General features: G+C 62.1%; 18 protein-coding genes and 2 tRNA genes. 17 read left to right on the top strand and 3 right to left on the bottom strand.

What is annotated here, in order from left to right; all coding sequences use genetic code 11:
- The first annotated feature begins 418 nt into the window (after positions 1–418).
- The 16 genes from ACW4LP_RS02005 (at position 419) to sstT (ending at position 16,319) form a co-directional block, all read left to right on the top strand.
- Entirely contained in the window at positions 419–736 is a 318-nt protein-coding gene (locus ACW4LP_RS02005; RefSeq protein WP_181869743.1) for a leucine-rich repeat domain-containing protein, read from the top strand.
- Positions 691–1,287 (top strand): leucine-rich repeat domain-containing protein, encoded by a 597-nt coding sequence (locus ACW4LP_RS02000; RefSeq protein ID WP_181869747.1) that lies wholly within the window; start codon positions 691–693, stop codon positions 1,285–1,287. Before ACW4LP_RS02005 ends, ACW4LP_RS02000 begins: the two co-directional genes overlap by 46 nt.
- Positions 1,266–2,027 (top strand): hypothetical protein, encoded by a 762-nt coding sequence (locus ACW4LP_RS01995; RefSeq protein ID WP_181869742.1) that lies wholly within the window; start codon positions 1,266–1,268, stop codon positions 2,025–2,027. Before ACW4LP_RS02000 ends, ACW4LP_RS01995 begins: the two co-directional genes overlap by 22 nt.
- Positions 1,979–2,761 carry a hypothetical protein gene (locus ACW4LP_RS01990; RefSeq protein ID WP_114540519.1) on the top strand — a complete coding sequence of 261 codons (783 nt, stop codon included), beginning with the start codon at positions 1,979–1,981 and terminating at the stop codon, positions 2,759–2,761. Before ACW4LP_RS01995 ends, ACW4LP_RS01990 begins: the two co-directional genes overlap by 49 nt.
- Before the next feature lie 96 nt (positions 2,762–2,857).
- Complete coding sequence (locus ACW4LP_RS01985) at positions 2,858–3,592, top strand: hypothetical protein (RefSeq protein WP_147272723.1); 735 nt, start codon at positions 2,858–2,860, stop codon at positions 3,590–3,592.
- A gap of 58 nt (positions 3,593–3,650) precedes the next feature.
- Complete coding sequence (locus ACW4LP_RS01980; protein ID WP_114540518.1) at positions 3,651–4,124, top strand: DUF3990 domain-containing protein; 474 nt, start codon at positions 3,651–3,653, stop codon at positions 4,122–4,124.
- Positions 4,111–4,566 carry a hypothetical protein gene (locus tag ACW4LP_RS01975; RefSeq protein ID WP_114540517.1) on the top strand — a complete coding sequence of 152 codons (456 nt, stop codon included), beginning with the start codon at positions 4,111–4,113 and terminating at the stop codon, positions 4,564–4,566. The genes ACW4LP_RS01980 and ACW4LP_RS01975 overlap by 14 nt, the downstream gene beginning before the upstream one ends.
- Before the next feature lie 166 nt (positions 4,567–4,732).
- The gene (locus tag ACW4LP_RS01970; RefSeq protein WP_114540516.1) at positions 4,733–7,360 is read left to right on the top strand and encodes a DMSO/selenate family reductase complex A subunit; all 2,628 of its coding nucleotides are present in this window, start codon (positions 4,733–4,735) and stop codon (positions 7,358–7,360) included.
- Between the two features lie 11 nt (positions 7,361–7,371).
- A complete protein-coding gene (locus ACW4LP_RS01965) occupies positions 7,372–7,989 on the top strand; it encodes a 4Fe-4S dicluster domain-containing protein (RefSeq protein WP_114540515.1) in 618 nt (205 codons plus the stop codon).
- Positions 7,990–8,133: 144 nt separating this feature from the next.
- Positions 8,134–9,942 (top strand): c-type heme family protein, encoded by a 1,809-nt coding sequence (locus tag ACW4LP_RS01960; RefSeq protein WP_455803415.1) that lies wholly within the window; start codon positions 8,134–8,136, stop codon positions 9,940–9,942.
- Positions 9,935–10,645, top strand: coding sequence for a response regulator transcription factor (locus ACW4LP_RS01955; protein WP_227069605.1), 711 nt, complete (start codon positions 9,935–9,937; stop codon positions 10,643–10,645). The genes ACW4LP_RS01960 and ACW4LP_RS01955 overlap by 8 nt, the downstream gene beginning before the upstream one ends.
- A gap of 207 nt (positions 10,646–10,852) precedes the next feature.
- Positions 10,853–12,103, top strand: coding sequence for an RNA polymerase sigma factor RpoD (gene rpoD / locus ACW4LP_RS01950; RefSeq protein ID WP_442538807.1), 1,251 nt, complete (start codon positions 10,853–10,855; stop codon positions 12,101–12,103).
- Positions 12,104–12,377: 274 nt separating this feature from the next.
- Positions 12,378–14,549 (top strand): class I SAM-dependent methyltransferase, encoded by a 2,172-nt coding sequence (locus ACW4LP_RS01945; protein WP_455803414.1) that lies wholly within the window; start codon positions 12,378–12,380, stop codon positions 14,547–14,549.
- 94 nt (positions 14,550–14,643) lie between these two features.
- Positions 14,644–14,718: transfer RNA gene (locus tag ACW4LP_RS01940), tRNA-Asn, on the top strand.
- Between the two features lie 163 nt (positions 14,719–14,881).
- Positions 14,882–14,967 (top strand) — tRNA-Leu (locus ACW4LP_RS01935).
- Positions 14,968–15,047: 80 nt separating this feature from the next.
- Positions 15,048–16,319 (top strand): serine/threonine transporter SstT, encoded by a 1,272-nt coding sequence (sstT, locus tag ACW4LP_RS01930; RefSeq protein WP_302223217.1) that lies wholly within the window; start codon positions 15,048–15,050, stop codon positions 16,317–16,319.
- 170 nt (positions 16,320–16,489) lie between these two features.
- Here the strand turns inward: sstT and ACW4LP_RS01925 are convergent, their stop codons facing one another.
- Entirely contained in the window at positions 16,490–18,145 is a 1,656-nt protein-coding gene (locus ACW4LP_RS01925) for an MFS transporter (protein ID WP_302223215.1), read from the bottom strand.
- Positions 18,146–18,366: 221 nt separating this feature from the next.
- On the opposite strand from ACW4LP_RS01925, the gene ACW4LP_RS01920 reads away from it, so the two are divergent.
- Positions 18,367–20,247: a BglG family transcription antiterminator gene (locus tag ACW4LP_RS01920; protein ID WP_415979148.1), complete on the top strand. Its 1,881-nt coding sequence runs from the start codon at positions 18,367–18,369 to the stop codon at positions 20,245–20,247.
- A 168-nt stretch (positions 20,248–20,415) separates the two neighbouring features.
- Here ACW4LP_RS01920 and ACW4LP_RS01915 read toward each other — a convergent pair whose 3' ends face one another.
- Together ACW4LP_RS01915 and ACW4LP_RS01910 are read right to left on the bottom strand one after the other, a co-directional pair.
- The gene (locus tag ACW4LP_RS01915) at positions 20,416–22,044 is read right to left on the bottom strand and encodes an amidohydrolase (RefSeq protein ID WP_302383247.1); all 1,629 of its coding nucleotides are present in this window, start codon (positions 22,042–22,044) and stop codon (positions 20,416–20,418) included.
- Between the two features lie 25 nt (positions 22,045–22,069).
- Positions 22,070–23,755 carry an MFS transporter gene (locus tag ACW4LP_RS01910; RefSeq protein ID WP_415979151.1) on the bottom strand — a complete coding sequence of 562 codons (1,686 nt, stop codon included), beginning with the start codon at positions 23,753–23,755 and terminating at the stop codon, positions 22,070–22,072.
- Positions 23,756–23,909: the final 154 nt, after the last annotated feature.

The raw sequence follows: 23,909 nt of genomic DNA, 5'->3' as shown, positions 1-23,909 counted from the left end.
AGACAGGCAGATACCCTCCTTATCAATGGTTCAACCGCAAAGAGCAAGACGCGCATACCGACAGCGAGCGCTAAAGCTCGCCTGCCGCATATTCTGTTGTAAGCGCCTTGCCCTCAAGGACAACGACACAGTGTGGTACCCGGCATTGTACCATCAACGTCCTAACTCTCGAAGAGGACGAAGGCGGCTGGGCGACATCCATGGCCACGAAGCGAAGTCGTATCTGGTGATTGGACATTTGCGCGGGGAGGGATCTAGCCGATGCCGTTAGGTTTGTTGCGCAACAAACCTTCCGAATAACGCGTTACCCTTTGATACGTCAGCATCAGCGAAAGAGAGACGTCACGAAGCGAGCGACGGCTTTCGTCTCTGCAGTTAAAAGAGCGTCTACGGGAAAGGTTGGTTTGAGGCGATGACTTTGTACAAACCGTCCTTCGGTGCCGAGAGGCCTAAGGTTATTACAATTCCGCGAGAATTCACGGGTATTGCCGATAGAGCGTTTGAGGGATGGACCTCTCTTCAGAAAGTTATCTTACCCAAAGGTATTGAGTACATCGGACATAATGCCTTCAATGGTTGCTCGTCGCTTCAATCTGTTGATATTCCGAAGAGTGTAAAGGAAATAGGGGATTGGGCGTTTGAAGAATGCTGCTCTCTAAGGTCAGTGGTTATTCCTGAAGGCGTAAAAAAATATCCTGGTTTACGTTCAAGGGGTGCATCAACCTTCGATCGGTAAGGATTCCCAGCAGTGTTGTCTCCATTGGCCGCGAAGCGTTTAAGGGATGTAAGGCTCTCGAATCTGTGATCGTCCCCAAAGGTGTTGAAGAGATACAGCAAGGCGCTTTTCAAGGCTGTTCGGCGTTGCGGTCTCTCACCCTCACCGAGGGACTCAAATATATAAGCGACAGCGCATTTGAGGGGTGCTCTTCGCTCGAATCGCTGGTAGTGCCCGAAAGCGTGAGTGGTATTGATGGCAATGCCTTTGCGTATTGTTCATCGTTGGAGGCAATTCTTTTCCTCGGTAAAGGTAAAGCGTCATCAACCCTCTGGCTCAGTGACGACCCTTTCCATTCATGTGGCGCACTTCGCACCGTCACTTTTTTGAAAGATGCGTGTACGCGCGATTCGCGTGTATTTCGTGGTTGCGCCAATCTCGAATCCATATTGGCTTTTGCGGAGGTGGTTCGAGTGGGGGCTGCGGCCGTTTTAAGACGCTTCGCGAAGGAAAGTTGGGGGGAGTGGGCCAGGGCACATTATTCGGAGCTGTGGAAAAGCGCGATATTGTGATTAACGCTTCGCTTGAATCGGTTCGGACAGCGCTCAGCAAGGGGGAGACGCCCGAATTGCTGTACGAGATACTGCCCTTTGCGGATTCGTCTCCAGATTCAACCCCTCCCGTCTTCGACTCCTCTATTCCCGGCTGGCGAGCTAACGGAACGACAGTGTGGCTCGTTCCCTTCGAGTCGGAGAGCGCCAGTGAGCTGGCGAGCATCTTCCCTCTATCAGATCTGCCGAATCCCGACGTCGAAATAGAGAAATTTGAGCCAGAGACGCGAGATAGTTCCCCGCAAGTTGATGCGGATCGTACAACCTCGCTGGTGAATTATTTGCGAACGGTGCTTGATTGCGAGACGCAAGTTTACTTGGCTGCAAGGGTAGTATGCCAGTTTGAAGAAGCGCGATTAAGATACAACCAAGTGGCAAGATCGGTGACGCCTCAATCTCAATCGGTTCGCCAGATGGTCGAAACGCCCTTCTTGGAAATGGCAATGGCCCTTCAGGGCAGAGTTGACGCCCTCAAGGCGGGGGCGAAACCTGTTATCACCTTGGAGCATGCGGCCGAGGTGCCCCCGGTTCCGGATAAGCCAGAGGCGTTTTCCATGAAAGCCTTTGCGGATAGCCTCCTTCCAATCGAGCAACCTAACTATTTTAAGGTGGGTTTTTCAACAAGAAAAAAGCTGAGCAAGCTAATGGGATATTGCGCGCGAAATATGAGCAAGAGGTTGAAGGGCGAGCGAAGGAAATAGCCTTAGCAAAAAAGAAGTCGGAAAAAGCTTTCGATGAATACGAACGTGCGTGCAAGCTTCGCGAGGCCGCTCTCGACAAACTCAGAAACTTGGAGATTAATAAGCTCAACGAAAAGATAGAACGGCTCATAGCAGATGATAATCCGCTTCAAAGGACAAGAGAAGAAGCTGAGGAGCTGGAAAAGGTTTATGCGGAAGAGGAGCGAATAGCTCGAAAAGAGCTGGAACGGGCTCTTCAGATACGCAGCGATTTGTACTCTTGCAACGTCATCTTCTCAAAATATAGGACGTTGCCTGCGATTGCATCTATTCTCGAGTATCTTGAATCAGGACGCTGCGAAGCTCTTTCGGGGCCTGATGGGGCATACAATCTCTACGAATCGGAGCGCCGCGCCGATTTGATTATCACTAAACTTGATGATGTTTTGGGGTCTCTCGAGAAAATCAAAGAGGGACAGCATCTTCTCTACAGCGAACTTAAGAAGGCGAACGCTGCCCTCGAGAAAGTATCCGAGCAGATAAAGTCGCTGGAAACTAATGCGCTGAACGCAATGTGGGGCATTGCGAAAAACACGGCATCTATTGCTGAGAGGGTCGAGGAGATTGCGATAGACTCCGCAGCAACCGCTGAAGCGACTCAATCGACGGCTGAAGCATCGAGGGCCTCTGTTGCTCTTGCGGCTAAAAATAACGAACTGCTTAACTCCCTCGGGTACTTGATAGCGTTCTCGTAGGTTTGCTGTCGGGTACCTCCTGGGAAGGATCGGTGGAGGCGAGATGGGTGAGAAAAGCGCCGAGCAGGATGTTCAGCGCTATAGGAGGCTGAAGTTTTGGGCTTGAGTAGCACGAATAGAAAACGAACCATTGCTTGTACGGCAATCATTACATCTGTCGTTGTAGTTGTGGCGACGATCCTCGCTTTTATCGCCTTTAATTGCGCGTTCAAACAGGAGGCTCCTTCAGAATGGATGAGGGCAAATTGCGACTTCGGTGAATTTCTCGGCTATCTCGGATCATGCGTTGCTGCCGTTGCTACCGTCGCATTGGCAACGGTGTCCTACGTTCAGACGAAATGGGCCTACGAAGATCAAGAAAGGCGCGAACAGGAGAATACTAAACGTCCATTTTTTGTTATTGCGTCTGTTAAATGTGGAGACGAAAAAGCAGAAGCGTTCAATGCAAACGGTGCTTTCGAGTGCTCCGCTTCGAAAGCCGTCCATAGTATTGAGATAGTATTGCAAAATGTCGGCGATGGCCCCGCAAATAATTACCATTGGGAGTTGGATGGTTTTGGCGTATCTCCCGATGCCGAGTTGGAACTTAGTTGCGTTCCGTCAGCCTGCTCGAAGTCCCAGATGGTCCGTGTGCCTCAGGGCAACGATGTTGTAGTGAATGTAGTGAAAAGTCTGGAATACGAGAACATACTGGGATGCAAGTACCGGCAACAATTCAGAATGACCTGCCGACTTAGTGTGGTTAGGGATATGGTCGATTCACACGCTCTCGGGGCCGAGCGACAAATATTCGTTCAACCGCTTGGGCCTCAGAAGGTGCTGAAAGACTAACCGTTCCTTTGTATGGTTGGCGGTATAATGGCCTCGACCAAAGAAAGGAGCGCGGGCTATGGCACTTATGACGGTGTACCACGGTAGCGGAGACGTCGTTGCCGCGCCCGAGATTCGAGTCGGGCGCTACACGAAAGACTTCGGACCGGGGTTTTACTGCACCGTCATCCGTGAGCAGGCCGAGCGCTGGGCGCAGCGCATGCCGGTGCCGCGCGTGAACACCTACGTGGTCCGCTTCGCCCAAGGCCTCGACATCCTGGAGTTTCCGGAGATGAGTGAGGAGTGGCTCGACTTCATCGTCGCGTGCCGCCACGGCGAGTCCCATTCCCACGACGTGGTCATAGGCGCCATGGCGGACGACCAGATATACAACTACGTTTCCGAGTACATCGAGGGTGCCATCACGCGCGAGCAGTTCTGGGCTTTAGCGAAGTTCAAGTATCCAACGCACCAGATCGCCTTCTGCACCGACAGGGCACTTGAATCACTGGAGTTCGTCAATTGCGAGGAGGTCGGAGATGGAAGGGCGTGAGAGCCGCCGTGCGAACGATATATTCTTCGTTTGCAGCCTGGTCGATTATATCGCGCGCAAGACGAAGAACCGCCGGTCGGATGTCGTGGAGGCGCTCGGGCCGCAGCGTCTGGGGCGCATTGTGGAGTTGGCCGATGTGTACCATAGCGACAACATCGACGCGGTGAGCGACCGCTTCATCGAGGAGGCCGGCATCGGCGAAGGCGTTTTCGACAACGTCGCCGCCGCCCGCTACGCCGTTCCCTCCCACTGGGATATAGGCAAGGTGTACAAGCGGCTCGTCCTCGCCATCGCCGACCGCGAGGGAACGACCGATGTTGGGGCGATCCTGCGCGCCTACCGTTCGCCGGTCAGCGCTCTCATCGACAATTACAACGGCAGTTTTTACTACGATTCGCCCGAGGCCATCTACGATGCCTACGCCACGGGAGAGCTGGAGTAGCGGTTTTGCGGCTTTCACCTGGGATGCAATATTTCGATAAGAATTCTCTAAGGAAAAATGAACCAAATACCCATGGAGGTTCCATGCTCGCGCGCGTAGACTTACTTTCCGAGCGAGGGCCCGGCTTCCATTTCGGGCCCCGAACAAGAAGAGGAAAGGGGAGTCTATGGGAAAGACTGCGCAAACCTTCGGCAAGATCAGCCGCCGGTCGTTTCTCGGCCTGGCCGGGGCAACGGGAGTCGGTGTGGCGCTGACCGGCTGCGCGCCGGCCGCCAAGCAGGAGGAGCCGGCCGCAGACAGCCTGCCCGTCACCGGCGGGGATCCGCTTGACTACGACACCGTTAGCTGGTCGTCGTGCCACGTGAACTGCGGCAGCCGCTGTCCGCTGAAGGCCTACGTGAAGGAAGGCCAGGTCGTGCGCATCGACATCGATTCCGACGGCGATGACGAGTTCGGCCCTGGCAAGATCTACCAGATGCGCTCCTGCGTGCGCGGCCGCACCAACCGCCAGCGCATCTACAGCCCCGACCGCATTCAGAAGCCGCTCAAGCGCGTCGAGGGCACTAAGCGCGGCGAGGGCAAGTACGAGGAGATCACCTGGGACGAGGCCATCGATCTCATCGCCACCACCATGAAGGAGATCAAGGAGGAGTACGGCAACGACGCCTTCTATATCCAGTACGGCACCGGCGTGCTGGGCGGCACGGTGTCGAAGTCGTGGCATCCCGATCAGACCATGTTCGCACGCCTCATGAATTTGTGGGGCGGCTACCTGCGCCAGTACGCCGACTACTCCACCGGACAGATCACCTGGGAGATGCCGCTCTTTAACGGCGACGCCTGGTCGAACAACGAGGTGACCGACCTCGTGAACTCCAAGAACATCGTGCTGTTCGGCAACAACCCGGCCAACACCCGCATGTCCGGCTCGGCCATGCAGTACCTGCTCACCCAGGTGCGCCTGCAGAACCCCGAGGCCACCATCGTGGTGGTGGATCCGCACCTGTCGGATACCGCCGTGGGCGTGGCCAACCGCTGGATCCCCATCCGCCCCGGTACCGACATGGCGCTCGTGGCCGGCATGATCCAGTACCTGTTCAGCGCCGGCAAGCTGGACGAGCAGCTCATCCGCGACAAGTTCGTCGGCTTCTTCTCCGACAGCTTCGCCGACGACGTGAAAGCCGCCGAGCCCACGAGCACCGCCTTCATGGGGCTCGACAAGTCCGGCAAGCTCACCATCAAGGAGGACATGTCCTACGAGGCCTACCTCGCCGGCACCGGCGCCTACAAGGGCACCGGCGAGAAGACCCCCGAGTGGGCCGCCGGCATTACCGGAATCCCGGCCGACACTATCCGCGAGTTGGCCGACCTGTACATGGACGGTCCGACGGCCACCATTCAGGGCTGGGGCCCGCAGCGTCACTCCAACGGCGGCAACAACTCCCGCGCCATCGCGATGATCGCCGCCATCACCGGCAACGTGGGTATTTCCGGCGGCGGCACCGGCGCCCGTGAGGGCGTGGGCGGCGTTCCGTTCGCTACCCCCACGGCCATCCCGTGCTTCCCCGAGAAGAACACGGTGGGGGTGTGCGTGTCGTTCTTCGACTGGTACCAGGCCATCGAGGACTACACGGTCATGAACGACGCCACCTGGGGCATCCGCGCCATCGACGAGACCGGTGTCACCAGCTACGCCGAGGAGCCCGGCACCCTGAAGCTGAAGGCCCCCATCAAGTTCATCTGGAACTACGGCTCCAACGTCATGATGGGCCAGCACGCCGACATCAACGACTCGCTGCGCATCTACAATCTTCCGGACGAGAAAGATTCCGGTGTGCGCATGATCGTCACGGTTGATCCGTGGATGACACCGACGGCCATGGCCTCCGACATCATCCTGCCCGGCACCACGCCCTTCGAGGAGGACGACCTCACCACCGGCGGCACCGCTTGGACCGGCTTCATCTGCTGCGAGTCGAAGGCCATCGAGCCTCTGTTCGAGGCCAAGCCCGTCTACGAGATCTGCACCCTTCTGGCCGATGCGCTCGGCATCAAGGACGAGTTCACCGAGGGCAAGACCCAGCTCGACTGGGTCGAGTGGTGCTACAACGAGGGGAAGGTGGCCGGCGACGACTTGCCCGACACCTTCGAGGAGTTCCGCGCCGCCGGCCTCATCAAGCAGACCGACGACCATGAGCCGGCCATCGCCGCGCCGGAAGGCCCGCTCGCCACGCCCTCGGGCAAGTACGAGGTGTTCTCGAAGCAGGCTTACAACCTGTCGCGCCAGTGGGACCTCACCGGCGGCGGGTACGTGCCCGACGACGGCCGCGACCAGATCACGGGCCTGCCCATCTGGTACGAGAACTTCGAGGGCTACGGCGACCCGCTGCGCGAGGAGTACCCCTTCCAGCTCATCGGCCACCACACTAAGACGCGCACCCACTCCTCCTACGGCAACGTGCCGTGGATGAGCTCGGTGGCCCCGCAGCAGTGCTGGATCAACGAGGGCGATGCCGCCACGCTCGGCATCAAGCAGGACGACACCGTCATCGTGTCCACCGAGCGCGGCCGCTCCCAGATGACGGCGAAGGTGACGAACCGCATCATGCCCGGCGTGGTGAGCGTGCCCCAGGGCGCGTGGTACGACCCGGAGACCCGCGACGGCGCCACCATCGGCGATCCCAGCGTGCTCGATTTGGGCGGCTGCATCTCGGTGCTGACGTCCTCGCGCCCGACGCCCATCTCCAAGGGCAACGGCGTCCACTCCAACCTGTGCAAGATCGAGAAGGCCTAGGGGGATAGACCATGGAACAGTACGGATTTTTCGTCAACACCGACATCTGCACCGGCTGCAAGGCCTGCATGACCTCGTGCTTCGATCGCAATAACTTGGAGGTGCCGCAGAAGTTCCGCAAGGTGTTCGAGTTCGGCGGCGGCGAGTGGAAGGCCGACGAGGCCGGCGCCTTTACCGCCACGGCATTCACCTACTACGTCTCGATGACCTGCGGACATTGCGAGAACCCGGCCTGTGTGGCCAACTGCCCCACCGGCGCCATGCAGAAGGATCCGGAGACGGGCATCGTCAACAACGACAAGGAGAAGTGCATCGGCTGCATGACCTGTGAGAAAAGCTGCCCCTACGGGCATCCGGTGCAGCTGGACGACGGGCTGTCCCACAAGTGCGTGCTCTGCTCCGACGAGAACCCGGAGGGCACGCCGGATCCCACCTGCGCCAAAGCCTGTCCGGTGCGCGCTCTGGAGTTCGGCACGCTTTCCGAGCTGCGGGAGCGCCATCCCGAGGGCGTGAGCGCTTTGGGCGAGCTGACCGATGAGACGGGCCCCGCTGTGGTGTTCGCGCCCCATCGTGACGCGGCCAAGGGCGGCGTGCTGCGCAACCCGCAGGAAGTGAGCCACGAGGCCTAAGCGCCGACGGCTTAAGAACGGGACACTAGCTTTACGGCGGCTGGTAGGGTATAACTCCTACCAGCCGCATCGGGGGTTAGGGAGGGTGCATGGATAAGAAGACGAGCCGGCCGCGCACTGCCTGGAAGTGGGTGCGGTAGAGCTGTGGCGAGAGTCGGGCGACAGAGGAAGATCGGACTGCGGACGAAGCTCATCGGGCTTCTCACGGTTGTTCTCGTGCTGATATCAGCGGTGTTCCTTGCCTTCACCTACGACGATCAGTCGCGCCGCGCCGAGACCGACCTTCTGGAAAAGTCGCGGGTGCTCGTTACCGAGATGGATGCCATGTGGGATTTCATCTCCCTGAATCAGAACGTCATCAACTACACCTCCGATGGGGAGTACGACTACAAGGGACTGCACTGCGCCATCGCGGGCAAGTCGGTGGCGGCTCTGTTCTCCGAGAAGACGGACTACTCCATCCGCTTCACGAATTTGAACCCGCGCAACATTTACAATATCCCGGACGCCTACGAGGCCGCCGCCATCGAGGCATTTTTGACGGATGAGGACACCGATGAGGTCTGGGGCTACCAGACCGAGGGAGGTGATCAGGTCTTCCGCTATGTGCGGGCCATGGACGTCTCCGACGACTGCATCGAGTGCCACGGCCAGCCCGCCGGCGAGCTGGATGCGACTGGTTACCCGAAAGAGGGCTGGAGTGTGGGAGATGTGGCCGGAGCAGTATCGGTGGTGGTTCCCGCCGATGGCGCCATGGCCAACATGCGTGATGCCATCGTCGGCAACATGATGTTCTTTCTGGCCGTGGTGGCTGCCATGGCGCTTCTCATCTATGTCGTCATCAACCGACTCATTACTGAGCCTTTGACGGAGCTGCGTGCTTCGTTCTCTCGTGTGGCCGAGCCCGGCGCGCGGACGGCCGAGGGGGAGATGGGTACTCCAGGAGTCTTTGGCCCAGCGGGCGTCATTGGACATGGGCCCGCGTCCGCTTCCGGTTGCCTGCGCGGCCTCCCGCCACGAGGCTCCCTGGACATGGCCGAGCGCGGCGTGCTGTACTCGTCCCGCGAGATAGACGGCCTCATCGAGCAGTACCATTCTATGGCCCAGCGCCTGGAGGAGCTTTACGGAAGTTTGGAATCTCAGGTAGCCGAGCGCACAGAACAGCTCTCCAGTGCAAACGCCGAGCTGGAGTGTCAGCGCCGCCGAGTAGAGGAGATCAACGCCCAGCTCGCCCGGGACAACCAATACAAGTCCGATTTCCTTGCCATTGTCAGCCACGAGTTGCGCACGCCGCTAACCTCCATCTTGGCTTTTGCCGAGCTTTTGGGTGAGTCCATCGGCCCCGATCGGCCCGAGGCGCGCCGCCAATTGGAGGAGATTGGCAAAAACGGCGCCATCTTGCTGGAAATGGTGGACAATGTGCTGGAGTGCGCCCGCATCCAGGCGGGCTCCGAGACGCTGAACCTGGAGCTGGTTGATTTGAACGACCTCGTGGGAATGGTGGAGTCGGCCATGGCGCCCGTGGCTGCCAAGAAAGGCGTGGCCTTCACCACTCGTGTCGATTTCGACGTGCCTCTCATTATGGGAGATTGGGAGAAGCTGCGCCGGGTGCTCGCAAATCTTACGAGCAATGCCGTGAAGTTCACCGACGCCGGCGGCGAGATGGCTGTGCGCGTCTGTTGCGAGGCGAAAGAGGATGGTGCTCGCAACGTGGTGATGCGCGTGAGGGACACCGGCATAGGTATTCCGAAAGAGGCCCAGGAGCTCATCTTCGAGCGGTTCCGACAGGAGAACATGTCCACCGTGCGTCGTTACGGCGGTAGCGGGCTGGGGCTTTCGTTGGTAAAGGACCTAGTGGCCATGATGGGTGGCACCGTGGCCGTGTCAAGTGAGCCGGGATGCGGCTCGACGTTCGCGGTTGAACTGCCCGCAGAGGAGGAAGACCATGACTAAGGTGATGCTCGTCGATGACGACGCGTCCATGCAGGTGCTCATCGAGCAGATCGTGCGCCGCGGCGGCTACGACTTCTGCTGCGCGGGCAATGGAACCGACGGCCTGGAAATGCTGAGAGCCGAGCGTCCCGACTTCCTTATTCTGGACGTAATGCTGCCTGATATCAATGGCTTCGAGATCTGCGAGATCGTACGAGGCGAGGGTCGCAATGTGCCGATCATGTTTCTCACTGCCAAGGGCGACATCGTGGATAAGTCCATCGGCTTTAAAGCCGGCGCTGACGACTACCTCGTGAAGCCCTTCCAGTCCGAAGAGCTGCTTCTGCGTCTGAACGCGCATTTACGCCGCCGCGAGCGTGACCGCGAGCGCCAGCGCGAAGGGCGCGACCACCGTTCTGAGGCCTTTTCGGTGGGGGATTTGGAGATCCGTTTCGGAAAGTACGAGGTGCGGTTGCGTGGCGAGGTCGTGGCGCTTTCTTCTCGTGAGATCGAGCTAATAGAGCTGCTCGCCTCCGACCCGGGCGCCGTGTTCACCCGCGATCAGATCCTCGAGACGCTCTGGGGCAGCAAGGAGGCGGCTGACCCTAATTCCATCACCGTCATGGTGCGCAAGATTCGCGAGAAGATAGAGGATGACCCCTCCAAGCCGCGCTACCTTGTTACCGTCTGGCGGGTGGGCTACAAGTTGGCCGAGTCGCTGTAGCTTCGCAGTGCCCGGTGCCGAGGCGCTCGAGTGCCTCTTTTGTAGAGGTTATGCGAAGATCACCAATTGTTGTTGCGGGTAAACTTCTGGCCGGTTTTCTCTTGAAGGGGTCTTCTCTTTGTAGTATTCTTCTCTGCTGTATCTCTGCGCCAGAATTGCATTTTCATGCCCAAAATCAGGCGCGGACGCCAGAGAAAGGACTATCGCGTGGCTGATGCTGCAAAGAAGAATCCTGAGAACGAAACCGAAGAGGTCGTGGTGGCTGAGGACGTCGAGGAGATGGACGACCTGGATGACGACGACATGGACAACGCGGAGCCTCCCGCGAACGCGGCGAACGACGCGACTTCTGACAGCCTGACCGAGGACAAGATCGAGGCCGGCATTGACTCCGAGGAGGATCTGCTGGACGGCATTCCCGAGGAGGAGCTGAAGGCCACGGTGGAGGCCGCCGCCCTTCCGAAGGTCACCCCTCGCACCAAGGCCCGGGCGCGCAACCGCGCCAAACGCAACGCCGATGCCGGCGTGACCATGCTCACGGGCGACCCGGTGCGCATGTACCTCAAGGAGATCGGCAAGGTGCCCCTGCTCACCGCCGCCGAGGAAATCGATCTGGCCATGAAGATCGAGGCCGGTGTGGCCGCCACCGAGGAGCTGGAGCGCGCCGAGGCCGACGGCGTGGAACTGGATCGCCGCGAGAAGCGCCGCCTCGGCCGCATCGAGCAGGTGGGCCTGGACGCCAAGCAGCAGCTCATCGAGGCCAATTTGCGCCTGGTGGTCTCCATTGCCAAGCGCTATGTGGGCCGCGGCATGCTGTTTCTGGATCTCATTCAGGAGGGCAACCTCGGTCTCATCCGCGCGGTGGAGAAGTTCGACTACACCAAGGGCTTCAAGTTCTCCACCTACGCCACCTGGTGGATTCGCCAGGCCATCACCCGCGCCATCGCCGACCAGGCCCGCACCATCCGCATTCCTGTGCACATGGTGGAGACCATCAACAAGCTTGTGCGCATCCAGCGCCAGCTTCTGCAGGAGCTCGGCCGCGAGCCAACCCCCGAGGAGATCGGCGAGGAGATGGGACTCACTGCCGAGCGCGTCCGCGAGATCCAGAAGATCTCCCAGGAGCCGGTGAGCCTTGAGACCCCCATCGGCGAGGAGGAGGACTCCCAGCTCGGCGACTTCATCGAGGACGATGCCGCCGTGGTGCCCCCCGATGCCGCCTCGTTCTCTATGCTGCAGGAGCAGCTGGCCAAGGTGCTGGAGGGCCTGGCCGAGCGCGAGCGCAAGGTTATCAGCCTCCGTTTCGGCCTGGAGGACGGTCATCCGCGCACGCTGGAGGAGGTGGGCCGCGAGTTCGGTGTCACCCGCGAGCGCATCCGCCAGATCGAGAGCAAGACGCTTGCGAAGCTGAGGCACCCCAGCCGGTCCAGCAAGCTTAAGGACTATCTCGAGGACTAGCGATCAAGCGCCCGCGACTTTTGGCCGCGGGCGCTTTTTCTGGCAATCCAGAGTTTGCCGCGAGCACTTTTTTCTTTTGTGGACAAAATGGGCCCGAGTGAGCTCACGATGCATGATTTGGCCGCTGCTTATGAGTTTCTTATCGATGAATTACTCGTATCGCGATAATTGATCGGGTAAAAAGGCAGATGATGACTCCCTAGCAGTTCGGTGGGAGCTCATTCGGGGCCCATTTTGTCCAAACTCTTCAATTCTGCCCTCATAGGAGTGAATAATGACCAACCAAGTGCAGAGTTTCGAGTTCTTTGCCACGTGCCTGCCGGGCGCCGAGAGGCTCCTGGCGGACGAGCTGCACGGACTCGGCGTGAAGAAGGTGCGTCCGCTGTCCGGCGGCGCATCGTTTTTCGGCGCGCCCGAAGACGCCCTGCGGGTGTGCCTGTGGTCGCGGCTCGCGGGGCGCGTTAATCTCACGGTAGGTCGCGTGGCGGCGCGGGACGCCGATGCCCTGTACGCCGGCGTGCGCGAACTTCCCTGGGAAACGGTGATCGCCGATGGTGCGAGTATCGCCGTGCGGGCGAGCGGTACCAACGCGGAGCTGCGCAACACCCAGTTCGTCGCCTTGAAGGTGAAGGATGCTATCTGTGATCGCCTGGCCGAGACTCGCGGCGCGCGGCCCGATGTGAAGCCCCAGCAGCCCGACGCTCTCGTTGAGGTGCGCCTTAGAGAGGAGAAGGCGAGCCTGTCCCTTGATCTGTCGGGCCGCTCCCTCACACGTCGGGCGTACCTCGGCGATGAGGCTGGGGAGGAGGCGCCCTCGGTGGTGTCGCAGGCGGCGACGCTGCTCGCGGCGGTTGGTGCGGCCGAGCTGTTTGCGGAGGGGACGACGTTTCTCGACCCTGTCGATGGCGGCAGCATCCTCGCCCGCGAGGCGGCGGAAGTGCGCGAGGATCGGGCGCCGGGCCTTTTGCGCGAACGATGGGGGTTCACGGGATGGACGGCGTTTCCCGATAAAGCCTGGGGCGACCTGTTGGACGAGGCGGACGAACGCTGCGAGGCGCGCATGGCGCTGCTTGCCACCGCGCCGGCGTGTCCCGATGCCCCTCGGCTTGTGACCAGCGTCGCCTCGGTCTTTCGGGCCGACGACGATGCCGAGGCCGTGGCTGCCCGAGCCGCGTGCGTGGCCGCTTCCCGCGAGGCGCCGGCCGGCTCCCGTTTCGCCTTCGCAGGTTTCGAGGGCATGGCTGCGAAGTTCAAGGAGGAACCGACGGTGCGCCTCAAGCTGGGCCGCGGCCGTTCAGAGACGACAGTCGAGGTGTTCGATAGGCCGCCCCGGCGCCCCTCGGTTATCTCTGTGGCCAACCCCGCCGGTGGCGCCGACATTCCCGTTGAGGTGAACGACCCGGCGGCGGCCCAGTTCGCGAGTCGTTTGCGCAAGGTGGCCCGCGAGCGGCGCAAATGGGCGGCGCGCGAGGGGGTGGCCTGCTATCGCCTCTACGATGCCGATGTGCCTGAGTACGCCTGCGCCATCGACCTGTACGAGGGGGCGGCCGAGGCCGAGGGCGAGCTGTACGCCCATGTGGCCGAATACGCGCCGCCCAAATCCGTCGACCCTGAGCAGGCCCACGCACGTTTCGAGGACATGCTCGCCCTGGTGCCCGTCGTGCTGGGCATTCCGCCGGAGCACGTGTTCTCCAAGTCCCGCCTGCGCGCGAAGGGCGGCGGGCAGTACCGCGACGCCGGCGGTCGCCGTTTTGTGACCCACACGAGCGAGGACGGCTTGATCTGCGAGATCGATTTGGGGGGCTATCTTGATACGGGCATCTTCCTCGATCACCGCGTAACCCGCGAGATGGTAGGGAAGATGGCCGCCGGCAAACGCTTCCTGAACCTGTTCGCCTATACGGGCGTGGCGACGCTGCATGCTGCGGCCGGCGGTGCGAAGGAGACGACGACGGTGGACTTGTCTCAGACGTACCTGGACTGGGCGGCCCGCAATCTTGCGGCCAACGGGTTCGCCTTCGAAGTTGTTGACAAGCCGAATCGAAGGGATCGAACGGACGGAGGTTCGGCGAGGGGTCGGCGGGGAGGGGCGGCCAACAAGCTCGTTCGCGCCGACGTCACTCGCTGGATCGCCGAAGCGCGCCGCCGCCATGAGCGCTACGACCTTATCTTCGTGGATCCCCCGACCTTCTCCAATTCGAAGGCCATGGGCCGACGCACCTGGGACGTGCAGCGCGACCATGTGGAGCTGCTCGTCGGCGTCTCGCGTCTGTTGGCCGACGGGGGAGTGGCGGTCTTCTCCTGCAACCTGCGAACCTTCAAGCCCGATCACGAGGAGCTGGCGCGCTGCGGCGTGGAATTGGAGGACATTACCGCCCAGACCATTCCGCACGATTTCGAGCGAAACCTCCGCATCCACAAATGCTATCTGGTGCGCCGAAAATAATTTTCGCCTTCGAGGAAAATAGGGTCTTGCAAAGAGAAGCCCCTCCGTTATAATACTATCTTGCGCGTCAGGGCAAAGGTTCTGAAAGCGACATTCCTCGGTAGCTCAACGGCAGAGCATCCGGCTGTTAACCGGAGGGTTGTAGGTTCGAATCCTACCCGGGGAGCCAGAATTTCCGCGAGTCCGCTTCGGCGGGCTCGTTTCTTTTTCGGCAGCATTTGCGGGTTAGGGGCGCGGCACCGTCATCTCATCCGAATTGTGACCTCGCATTCTGGGTTTCTTTGCTATTATTAACCAATCCGACAAGCTGTTTTGTCGGCAACCGCAGAAGTGCGGGCGTGGCGGAATTGGCAGACGCGCCAGATTTAGGTTCTGGTGGGCAACCCCCGTGAAGGTTCAAGTCCTTTCGCCCGCACCATTCCCGTTCGAGTCCTGCCGGGACCGTGCGGCTGGGATGCGCGCCGAAGTATGGGCGCGCGCGAGAAAAGGAGAATCACCTTGGCAGTCCCCGCAGTATTCAGGAAGTACAACGAGATCAGCCTTATCAAGCGCATTCTCGTCGGCCTTGCCATCGGCATCGTCTTGGCGCTGCTCATTCCGAATGTGCAGCCTTGGACCGACATCATTACGCTTCTGGGCTCGCTGTTCGTCGGCGCGTTGAAGGCCGTCGCTCCCGTGCTCGTGTTCTTCCTGGTCATCAGCGCCCTTTGCAACGCCCAGGGTGCCGGTACCATGAAAACCGTCGTCGTGCTCTACGTCATCAGCACGCTGGTGGCGGCTATCGTGGCCCTCATCGGCAGCGAGATCTTCCCGACAACCCTCACGCTGGACACCTCTTCCATGGTTGAGCAGGCGGCCCCCGAGGGCATTGGGGAGGTGCTCACCACGCTGCTCATGAACATCGTGGCCAATCCGGTGGACGCGCTCATGAACGCCAACTACGTAGGCATCCTCGCCTGGGCCGTGGTGCTCGGCGTCGCCCTGCGCGCTGCCGGCGAGCGCACCAAGGAAGTGTTCACCGCCATCTCCGACGCCGTTTCCAAGGCGGTGCGCTGGGTCATCAATCTGGCTCCCTTCGGCATCCTCGGCCTGGTGTACGCCTCGGTCAGCACCTCGGGCCTGGAGATCTTCACCGAGTACGGCCATCTCATCTTGGTGCTCGTGGCCTGCATGCTCATCATCGCGCTGGTCACCAACCCTCTCATCGTGTGGATCTGCACCCGCAAGAACCCCTATCCGCTCGTCCTGCGCTGCCTGAAGGATTCCGGCCTCACCGCCTTCTTCACCCGCAGCTCTGCCGCCAACATACCGGTGAACTTGGAGCTGTGCCGCAAGCTCGGCCTGAACAAGGACAACTACTCGGTGTCCATCCCGCTGGGCGCCACTATCAACATGGCCGGCGCGGCGGTCACCATCACGGTCATGACCATGGCCGCCTGCCAGACCATCGATCTGGCGGTCGACCCGGTGACGGCCGTCATCCTGTGCGTGCTGGCCGCCGTGTCCGCCTGCGGCGCGTCCGGCGTGGCCGGCGGGTCGCTTCTGCTCATCCCCATGTGCTGCGCGCTGTTCGGCATCAGCAACGATGTTGCCATGCAGGTTGTCGGCATCGGCTTCATCATCGGCGTTATCCAGGATTCCTGCGAGACGGGCCTGAACTCCTCTTCCGACGTGGTGTTCACGGCCACCGCCGAGTATCGGCAGCTCATCAAGGAGGGCAAGGAAGTGCACCTGGGCAAGGACTCCTTCGCCTACCACGAGCTCTCCTAACAAGCTGCGCGCACCGCGCATTCTGAATCACATTGCGGAAGGGAGCCTGCGGGCTCCCTTCTCGTTTGCCTTGCTTGTCTCCCACGGCCTGAGGCAGTGTCGACTTGCCGGAACGAGCATACCAGCAGGTCGGATTCGGCTGCGTTCGATGGCCCCGGCCAAGAGGGGTCTCAGTGGGATTGTCTCGCCTTCGCCTTGTCTTGCTCGGCGCGCGGCGCGGCGGTTTCCACGAGGTGGCGAGTGGTGAGAAGGCCGGCTGCCATAAGGAGGCCGAGAGCGCCAAAGGAAAGGCGCATGGCGTCGGCCTGCGCAGAGGCCTTCACGTCCACGAGCTTGTCGACCTGCGCGGCGTCGGCCCCCCAGGTTCTCGCCTCGTCGGAAAAGGCGCTGTCGCTCATGAGCGTCGAGGCGGTCTCCGCAGCGGGAGCCACATAGCTCTGGTCGATGCCCGCCGAGGCGGCCTGGGCCGCGAAGCCGCCCGCCATGGTGAGGAGAAGGAAGGTTCCGGCGAGCGCCGTGCCGAGGGCGAGCCCGATGCTGCGAGCGGCTCCCTGGATGCCGCCGGATTGCTCGGCCTCTTTGCGGGTCACAGCGCAGGCTACGGCATTGTTCGATTGGGAGTTGACGGCGCCCACGCCGAAGCCGCCGAGGGCCATTCCGGCGAACAGCGCTCCCGTCACGCCGTGCGCATGGACGCCGAAGGCCATGAGCGCGCAGGCGCAGGCGATGGCGATGAACCCCGTCCGGATGATGAGGCGCGAGGAAAGGTGCGGGGCGAGCTTGGGTAAAAAGGTTGCCAGAAGGAACATCGGGATGCCCGACAGGAGGGAGAGCATGCCGGTTTGCAGCGCCGTGAACCCGGTGACGAGCTGGAGGTACGGCGTGGCCAAGATGCCGACGGCGCCCATGTAGAAAAACGGAAGCGCGACGGCGGAAAGCCCTGCGCGAACCTTAGGCGAGGTGACGAACGCGGCGGGAATGAGGGGGTTGCCTCGACGTTGGGCGCGTCGCTCGGTGGGTACGAGCAGGCCGAGCAGCACGAGCCCGATGAGGATGGCGGGCAGGGTGGGGGGCAGTCCGCACAAGGTGAAGGGGCAGAGCTTCTGCGGATTGACGATGCCCCAGTCCGAGAGGTGCGCCACTCCGAACAGCGCGAGCCCCATGCCGAGAGCGGCCACGATGGTGCCGGCCACATCGAAGTGGCTGTGATTGCCGGAGAGGGGGGTGCGGGGAACGAGCCGCGTGCAGCACAGCACGAGCACGAAATAGATGGCCATGATGGCGAAGGTGAGGCGGAATCCCGAAGAGTCCATGACGATGCCCAAGATCAGCGGGGAGAGTGTCGAGAGCGCGGCCGCTCCGGCGATGGTGCCGAACGCGATGGCCCGCTGCCGCCCTTGGTAGAGCGCCGCGACCAGCCCGAGCACCGAGGGCGTGATAAGGCAGGCGCCAAGTCCCATGATGACGCGTCCTCCCCAGGTGAAGGCGAAGATGTTGGGGGAGAGCGCCGCCACCATCTCGCCAGCAACGGCCAGGGACAGCCCCATGGCCAGTGCGCGGCGCAGGCCGATGGTCACGCCGACGAGCCCTCCGGCTATCATGAACGCACCGGCGATGAGCGAGAACAGCGTGGTGGCCATCTGGATATCGTCGAGGGTGGCGCCCAGCGTGCCCACGAGGCTCGCCGTCGCGAGGTTCATGGCTGCGCTGTCGCTCGAGGTGCCGATTTGCGCGAGGGCGAGAACGGCCAAGGGCGCATAGCTTGCCTTCGTGATTTCTGCCGGCCGCCGGGTGGTGGCGTTGGCGGTAATGGTCGTAGTTGCCATGATGCGCCTCTCAACTGTTTGCGGCGCCCCATGGCGCCGCCCCACTATCTTGTTGTCCCAGGGAAATTCTCTCCCAAATGCACGTCCATGCTGTCGTATTGCGCAGAATCTCGTACAATCGTTGCCATCTTGCCACGGTATTGTCGCCCTCAAAGGCTAGGCTCGCTCTACACTGGGAGCAGGGTCGTTCGCCCCGAGGGACCAAGCGGTGAGGAGGAGCTATGAACAGCAGGCAAGGAGCGCTCCTGCGGGCGCTGCTCGAAGCCAGCGGCTACCGGACATCTGCCGATTACGCTCGCCGATTCGGCTGCTCGGATCGCACGATTCGCACCGACGTCAAGGCCCTCAACTCGTTTTTCGAGCACGAGGGACTCGCCACGCGGGTGGGCCGCCAGCGCGGGGCCGGGCTGCGCCTTGCGCTGGCTCCCGGCGAGGAGAACCGGCTCGTGCGCTTGCTCGAGGAGAGTGAGACGGAGATGCACCCTCGCTACGAGCGCCTGTGCCAGGAGATGATCGCGCTGACGTGCTATCCCGGGCCCCATACCGCCGACAGCCTCGCGCGCCGCATGTTCCGCAACAAGCAGCAGATTCAGTCCGATTTGCGCTGGTGGCAGGGGATATTGAAAGTGAGCGGGCTCACGCTGTCCGTCGGCCGCCAGATCACCGTCGAGGGCCCCGAGTGGACTATTCGGGGCTTCGTCATGTCCATGCTGTTCTCGTTCTCCTCGGCTGCGGTGCGCCGTCGCATCCTGCCCTCGCTGTTCGGATCGATCGAGCCCTACGACCGCCAGTTTCTGGAGCGCTGCATCGCCGAGATGCAGCGCGACCTCGGCTTCGAGTTCTCCAGCAACGCGCAATGGCAGTTCGGCGTGTACCTCTGCATTATGGTGACCCGCCTTCGCCTCGGCCATGGCCTGATGGCGTGGCGCGGCGCCGACGGGTCCACGCCGTTCTTCGCCTACCTCAAGAAGCGGCTCGAGCGCCATTTCTCCCTGACGGTGAGCGATGCCGAGATGGGACTGCTCAGCGACATGGCCCACTGCTGCACCTGGCAATGGAGTCTGGCCGCTATGAGCGCCTACGAGCCGAGCGAGCGCGCCCGCGCGTTCACCGACGACGTCGAAGAGGCCCTCAAGAAAGCGTTCGGCGCGCCCTTGCCCGAGGATGTACGCAAGCCCTTGGCCATTCTGTTCGAGAGCGGCCTGGCGCGACGCACCTGCGGGTTGGTGGCGGCGAATCCCAACGAGGAGTCGGTGAAGTACGAGGCCATGGACGGCGCCTGTCTTCTGTCCTCGGTGCTCTGCGAGGTGCCTTCGCTTGTCGAGGCCGACCTGTTCAGCCCGGACTACGCTCGCATTGTGCTCGTGCTGCTCGATTACCTCGACCAGGTCGGCGCGCTGCGCTGCTATCGGGTGGGTCTGGTGGTGAACTGCGGAATCGATCTGGCCCTTTGGGGCGCGCATCGCATCGAGAAGCTGACGAGCCGCCTTGAGGTGACCGATGTCCTGACGGAGAACGAGGTGCTCGCCGCCGCGAGCCGTCCCAATTCGACGCTGCTCGAGCGCTTCGACTTCCTCGTGTCCTTCGAGCCGATGGACGTCGATTTCCCCTGCGTGACGATCTCGCCGGGCGTCAGCCGCGCCGATATCGATCACATCATCGCCTCCGTGCCGCTTTGGCGACGGGGCCAGGAGGTTCACACGGCGTGGGAGCGGGGCGTCCTGCCCGCCGGCCCCTCGCCCGAGAGCATGTTCGCCTCGCTGCACGCGCGCCTTACGGCCGACGGCCTTATCGACATGTCCCTCGAGCGCTTCGAATGGCTCGTCTGGACTCTGTCGGTGGTGAAGGATCGCACGCTCGTGTTCGCCTGGTGCGGGTCGGGCGTCTGCAAGACGGGCATCCGCATCTTCCGCCTGGAGGAGGGCGATCAGGCCGAGTGCGGCCAATGCACGATGGCCGCCGTTCTTGTGGGGGCGCCCGCCGAGCGGGGCGATCTCACGCCGCTCACGCAGGGGTTCAAGCGGCTGGTGGAAGACTATGCCGATACCTCAGATCTCGTCAGCGACGACGGATTTTTCGTCTGCTTCCCGGAGCCCGAATAGGGGACGAAAGGTCGGGGAAGCGAAGCTCGGGCAGGACGCGCGCGGCGCTAGGGGAGCAAAGCTCGACCAGCGTGCGAAGCCCGGACACAGCGCGAACAGCGCCGAGAATGCGAAAAAAGAAGGGAAGCCCGCGGGCCTCCCTTCTTCTTTCAGGCGACTGAGCCGTCGCTATTTCGCGTCGCGCTCGTAGAGGGTGTCGCCCTCCTTGATGGTGGCGAGCACTTGGATGTCGCGGATCTCGCGCGGATCGACGGCCAAGGGATTGCGGTCGAGCACCACGAGATCGGCCAGCTTTCCCGCCTCCAGGGTACCCTTGTCGGCCTCCTCGCCGTACTGGTAGGCGCCGTTGTAGGTGATGGCGCGCATGGCCTCGTACGGCGTCACCTTCTGGTCCTCGTCCAGCTGGACGCCGGCCTTGGTGATGCGGTTCACGGCGCACCAGGCGGCCTCCAGCAGGTTCGGGCGCAGCACCGGGGTGTCGGTGTGCAGGGTGAAGGGCAGCCCGGCCCGCTCGGCATCGCCGCAGGCGCTCACGCGGCCGCCGCGCACGGGACCCAAGTTCCGCAGGTGCGCGTCGCCCCAGTACCACACGTGCGAGGAGAAGATCGAGGGGATCATGCCGATTGCCGCCATCTTCTCGTACTGGTCGGTGCGTGCCGTCTGGGCGTGGATCATCACCGGGCGCAGGGCCATCTTCTCGGGGTTGTCCGATGCGTCCCGCGCCGCCTCGTAGACGCGCAGAAGCTGGTCGGCCGCCGCGTCGCCGTTGCAGTGGCACAGAAGCTGGTGGTTGGAGTCGATGGCCATCTTCGCGAAGGCGATGGCGTCCTCGTCGGTCATGGTGCTGTAGGCCACCCAGTCCTTCTCCCCGTCGGGGCCTTCCACGTAGGGCTCGGTCATCCAGGCGGTCAGTCCCTGGGGCGAGCCGTCGAGGAACATCTTCAGGCCGCCGAAGCGGAAGTGCCCGGTGTAGCTCTGGCTGTCGAACTCGGCGTTGTCCGCGAGCGTGGCCATCACGTCGCTGCCCCACATGGGATAGCTCACGATGTCCATCTTCAGCAGGCCGGCGCGGGCGAGGCCCACCAGCACCTTGGCCATGTCGGGCGCGGTGGCGCCGTCCTGGCAGGTGGTCACGCCGTGCTCCAGGTAGATGCGCTGCATGTCGGGAACCATGGCCGCGAAGTCCAGGCCCAAGCGGGGAGTGGTCACGGCGTAGAAGGGGTTCATGGCCGCCGGCTCCTCGGCGTAGCCGTCCAAGTCGCCGGTGCCGTTCATACGTCCGTAGCGGCCGCCCTCGGGGTCGGGGGTGGTGGGCGTGATGCCGGCCAGCTTCAACAGGCAGTCGTTGGCCACGCCCATGTGGTTGGACACGTGCGTGATGAGCACGGGGACGTCCTCGGACACGGCGTTCAGGATGGACTTGTCGGGGTGGCGCTGCTCGATGAGGTTGTTCTGGTCGTAGCCGTTGCCCATGATGACGCCGTCCGGGCCGATGTTTCGCTCGGCGGCGAACTTCTTCAGCGTCTCGGTGATCTCGGCGAAGGAGGTGCACTCGGAAAGGTCGGCGTACAGGAGGTACTGCAGCGCGCCGGTGAAGTGGCTGTGCGGGTCGATGAGCCCGGGCAGCACGGCCGCGCCTCCCAGGTCGACCTCCTCGGCGCCCTCGGCGAGGCGGCGCGCCTCTTCCAAGGTGCCGACGTAGGCGATGCGGCCGTCGTCATCGACGAGGAGCGCGTCGGCGGTGTCGACGTCGTCAACCATGGTGACGAAGGTGGCATTGGTGAAAAGTCGTTTCATGAATTTCCTTTCAAACACGCGCGAGTTACATCTCGCGGTCGACGACCGGCTCGAAGGGCATCTCGTCGGCCGTCTCGGCCACGATGGTCTCCTCCTTGCCGTCCTCATCCTTCTTGAAGATGGTGATCCAGCGGGTCGTGAACAGGCCGAGCAGGATCAGCACGCCGGACACCACGTACGAGGTGATGGTGGACTCGATGCGGGCGTCGGAGTTCAACTGCACGAGCTCGGTGCGCTGCTCGTCGGTCATGGGGATGTCGGCGATGGTCTGCTCGAACTGCTCGTCGCCCATGAGCGAGATGTTGCGCTCGGCCACGGCGGTGCGAACCTCGGGGGTGATGACGGGGCTGTCGGCCATGGCGTTGTCGATGTTGGCGGTGATGCCGAACAGCAGGACCGCGCCGATGGCGGCCACGCCGATGGCCTGGCCCACGTTGCGCATGGTGGTCTGGATGCCGCCGGACTGCGACGCGTCGCGCTCGTTTACGGCCAGGGCCACGATGTTGTTGGCCTGGGCGGAAACGATACCGGCGCCGGCGCCTGCCACGGCCAGGCCCACCCACATGAGCCCGTTGACCTCAGAGCCGTGCAGCGAGAAAGCCATGGGGATGAACGCGCTGGCCATCACGATGTAGCCGACCTGGATGACGCGGCGCGGGTTGGCGTTGGGCATAAACTTCGGGATGCCCAGCGAGAAGATGAAGGTGGGGATGCCCACGGCCAGCGCCATGACGCCCATGAGCACCGGCGACCAGCCGGCCACGAGCTGCAGGTAGGGGGACAAAAGAATCGCCTGGACGCCCATGAAGAAGAAGGTGATGGCGCTTGCCACGAGGCCGGCGCGCACCTGCGGGGTCTTCAGGAACGACTGGGGCAGAAGGGCGATGCCGTTCTTCTGCTCGACGCGCTTCTCGACCGGCACCAAGATCACGAGCAGGATCAGGCCGAGGACGGCCATGGGCAGGGCCGGGGAGATGCCGAAGATGGTGAAGGGGCACTCGGCGAAGGGCTCGATGAGGCCCCAGGCGGAGATGCGGGAGAGGCCCACGAGGAACAGGAACAGGCCCGTGGCGGCGATGCCGGTGCCCAGCCCGTCGAACTTCAGCTTCTCAGCGGGCTTCTCGATGGCCGGCAGCTTGAAGGACAGAAGCAGCACCAGGGCGAAGTACACGGCCAGGGCGCCGAAGGTGATGCGGAATCCGCCGAACTGCATAACGATGCCCAAGAACAGCGGCAAAAATGCCGACAGGCCCGAGGCCGCGCCGATGCAGCCGAAGGCCAGCACGCGGTTCTTGCCATGGTAGATGAACGGAATGAGGCCGAGCACCGAGGGGATCATGAAGCTGGCGCCGAAGCCGACAAGGATGCGGCCGCCCCAGATGAAGATCGTCATGTTCGGCGACAGCGCCATGACCAGCTCGCCGGCGGCGCACAGAGCCGCGCCGAGGCGGAAGTTGGTGCGCCAGCCGATGATGGTGCCCACGAGTCCTCCGGCCACCATGAAGGCGCCGGCCATGAGCGAGTACACCATGTTCGCCAGCTGAATGTCGGGAGTCGTCGCGCCGAGCACGTCGACCAGCTGCTGGTTGGCGAGGCCGAGCGCGCCATTGTCGCCCGACGTTCCCATCTGCGCCAGAATCAGCACGATAATGGGCAGCACGAGGAACTTCTCAACACCCCCCTCGGGATGCGTCGTTTTGCTCTTCGCCATTATGTCCTCCTTTAATCTTGGATGGAATGCCTATGCCGAAAAGGGTAGTCTCGCAAGCTCCCTCCGTAATTCGGCGGCGCTCATTGTAGGAAGACTGCTTCCTTTTCGATCGGGAAACGTTTTCCGTTGCAACGGAAATGTTCCATTTGGGAAA

The organism is Adlercreutzia sp. CNCM I-6215 (genome assembly GCF_977072315.1).
This window is presented reverse-complemented; position numbering and strand designations above follow the sequence as displayed.

Coding starts and splice junctions, on each gene's coding strand:
- ACW4LP_RS01920 (WP_415979148.1), top strand. CDS start 18,367: ATGAACAGCAGGCAAGGAGCGCTCCTGCGGGCGCTGCTCGAAGCCAGC.
- ACW4LP_RS01980 (WP_114540518.1), top strand. CDS start 3,651: ATGGCACTTATGACGGTGTACCACGGTAGCGGAGACGTCGTTGCCGCG.
- ACW4LP_RS01970 (WP_114540516.1), top strand. CDS start 4,733: ATGGGAAAGACTGCGCAAACCTTCGGCAAGATCAGCCGCCGGTCGTTT.
- ACW4LP_RS01975 (WP_114540517.1), top strand. CDS start 4,111: ATGGAAGGGCGTGAGAGCCGCCGTGCGAACGATATATTCTTCGTTTGC.
- ACW4LP_RS01965 (WP_114540515.1), top strand. CDS start 7,372: ATGGAACAGTACGGATTTTTCGTCAACACCGACATCTGCACCGGCTGC.
- ACW4LP_RS01915 (WP_302383247.1), bottom strand. CDS start 22,044: ATGAAACGACTTTTCACCAATGCCACCTTCGTCACCATGGTTGACGAC.
- ACW4LP_RS01925 (WP_302223215.1), bottom strand. CDS start 18,145: ATGGCAACTACGACCATTACCGCCAACGCCACCACCCGGCGGCCGGCA.
- ACW4LP_RS01910 (WP_415979151.1), bottom strand. CDS start 23,755: ATGGCGAAGAGCAAAACGACGCATCCCGAGGGGGGTGTTGAGAAGTTC.
- ACW4LP_RS01945 (WP_455803414.1), top strand. CDS start 12,378: ATGACCAACCAAGTGCAGAGTTTCGAGTTCTTTGCCACGTGCCTGCCG.
- ACW4LP_RS01955 (WP_227069605.1), top strand. CDS start 9,935: ATGACTAAGGTGATGCTCGTCGATGACGACGCGTCCATGCAGGTGCTC.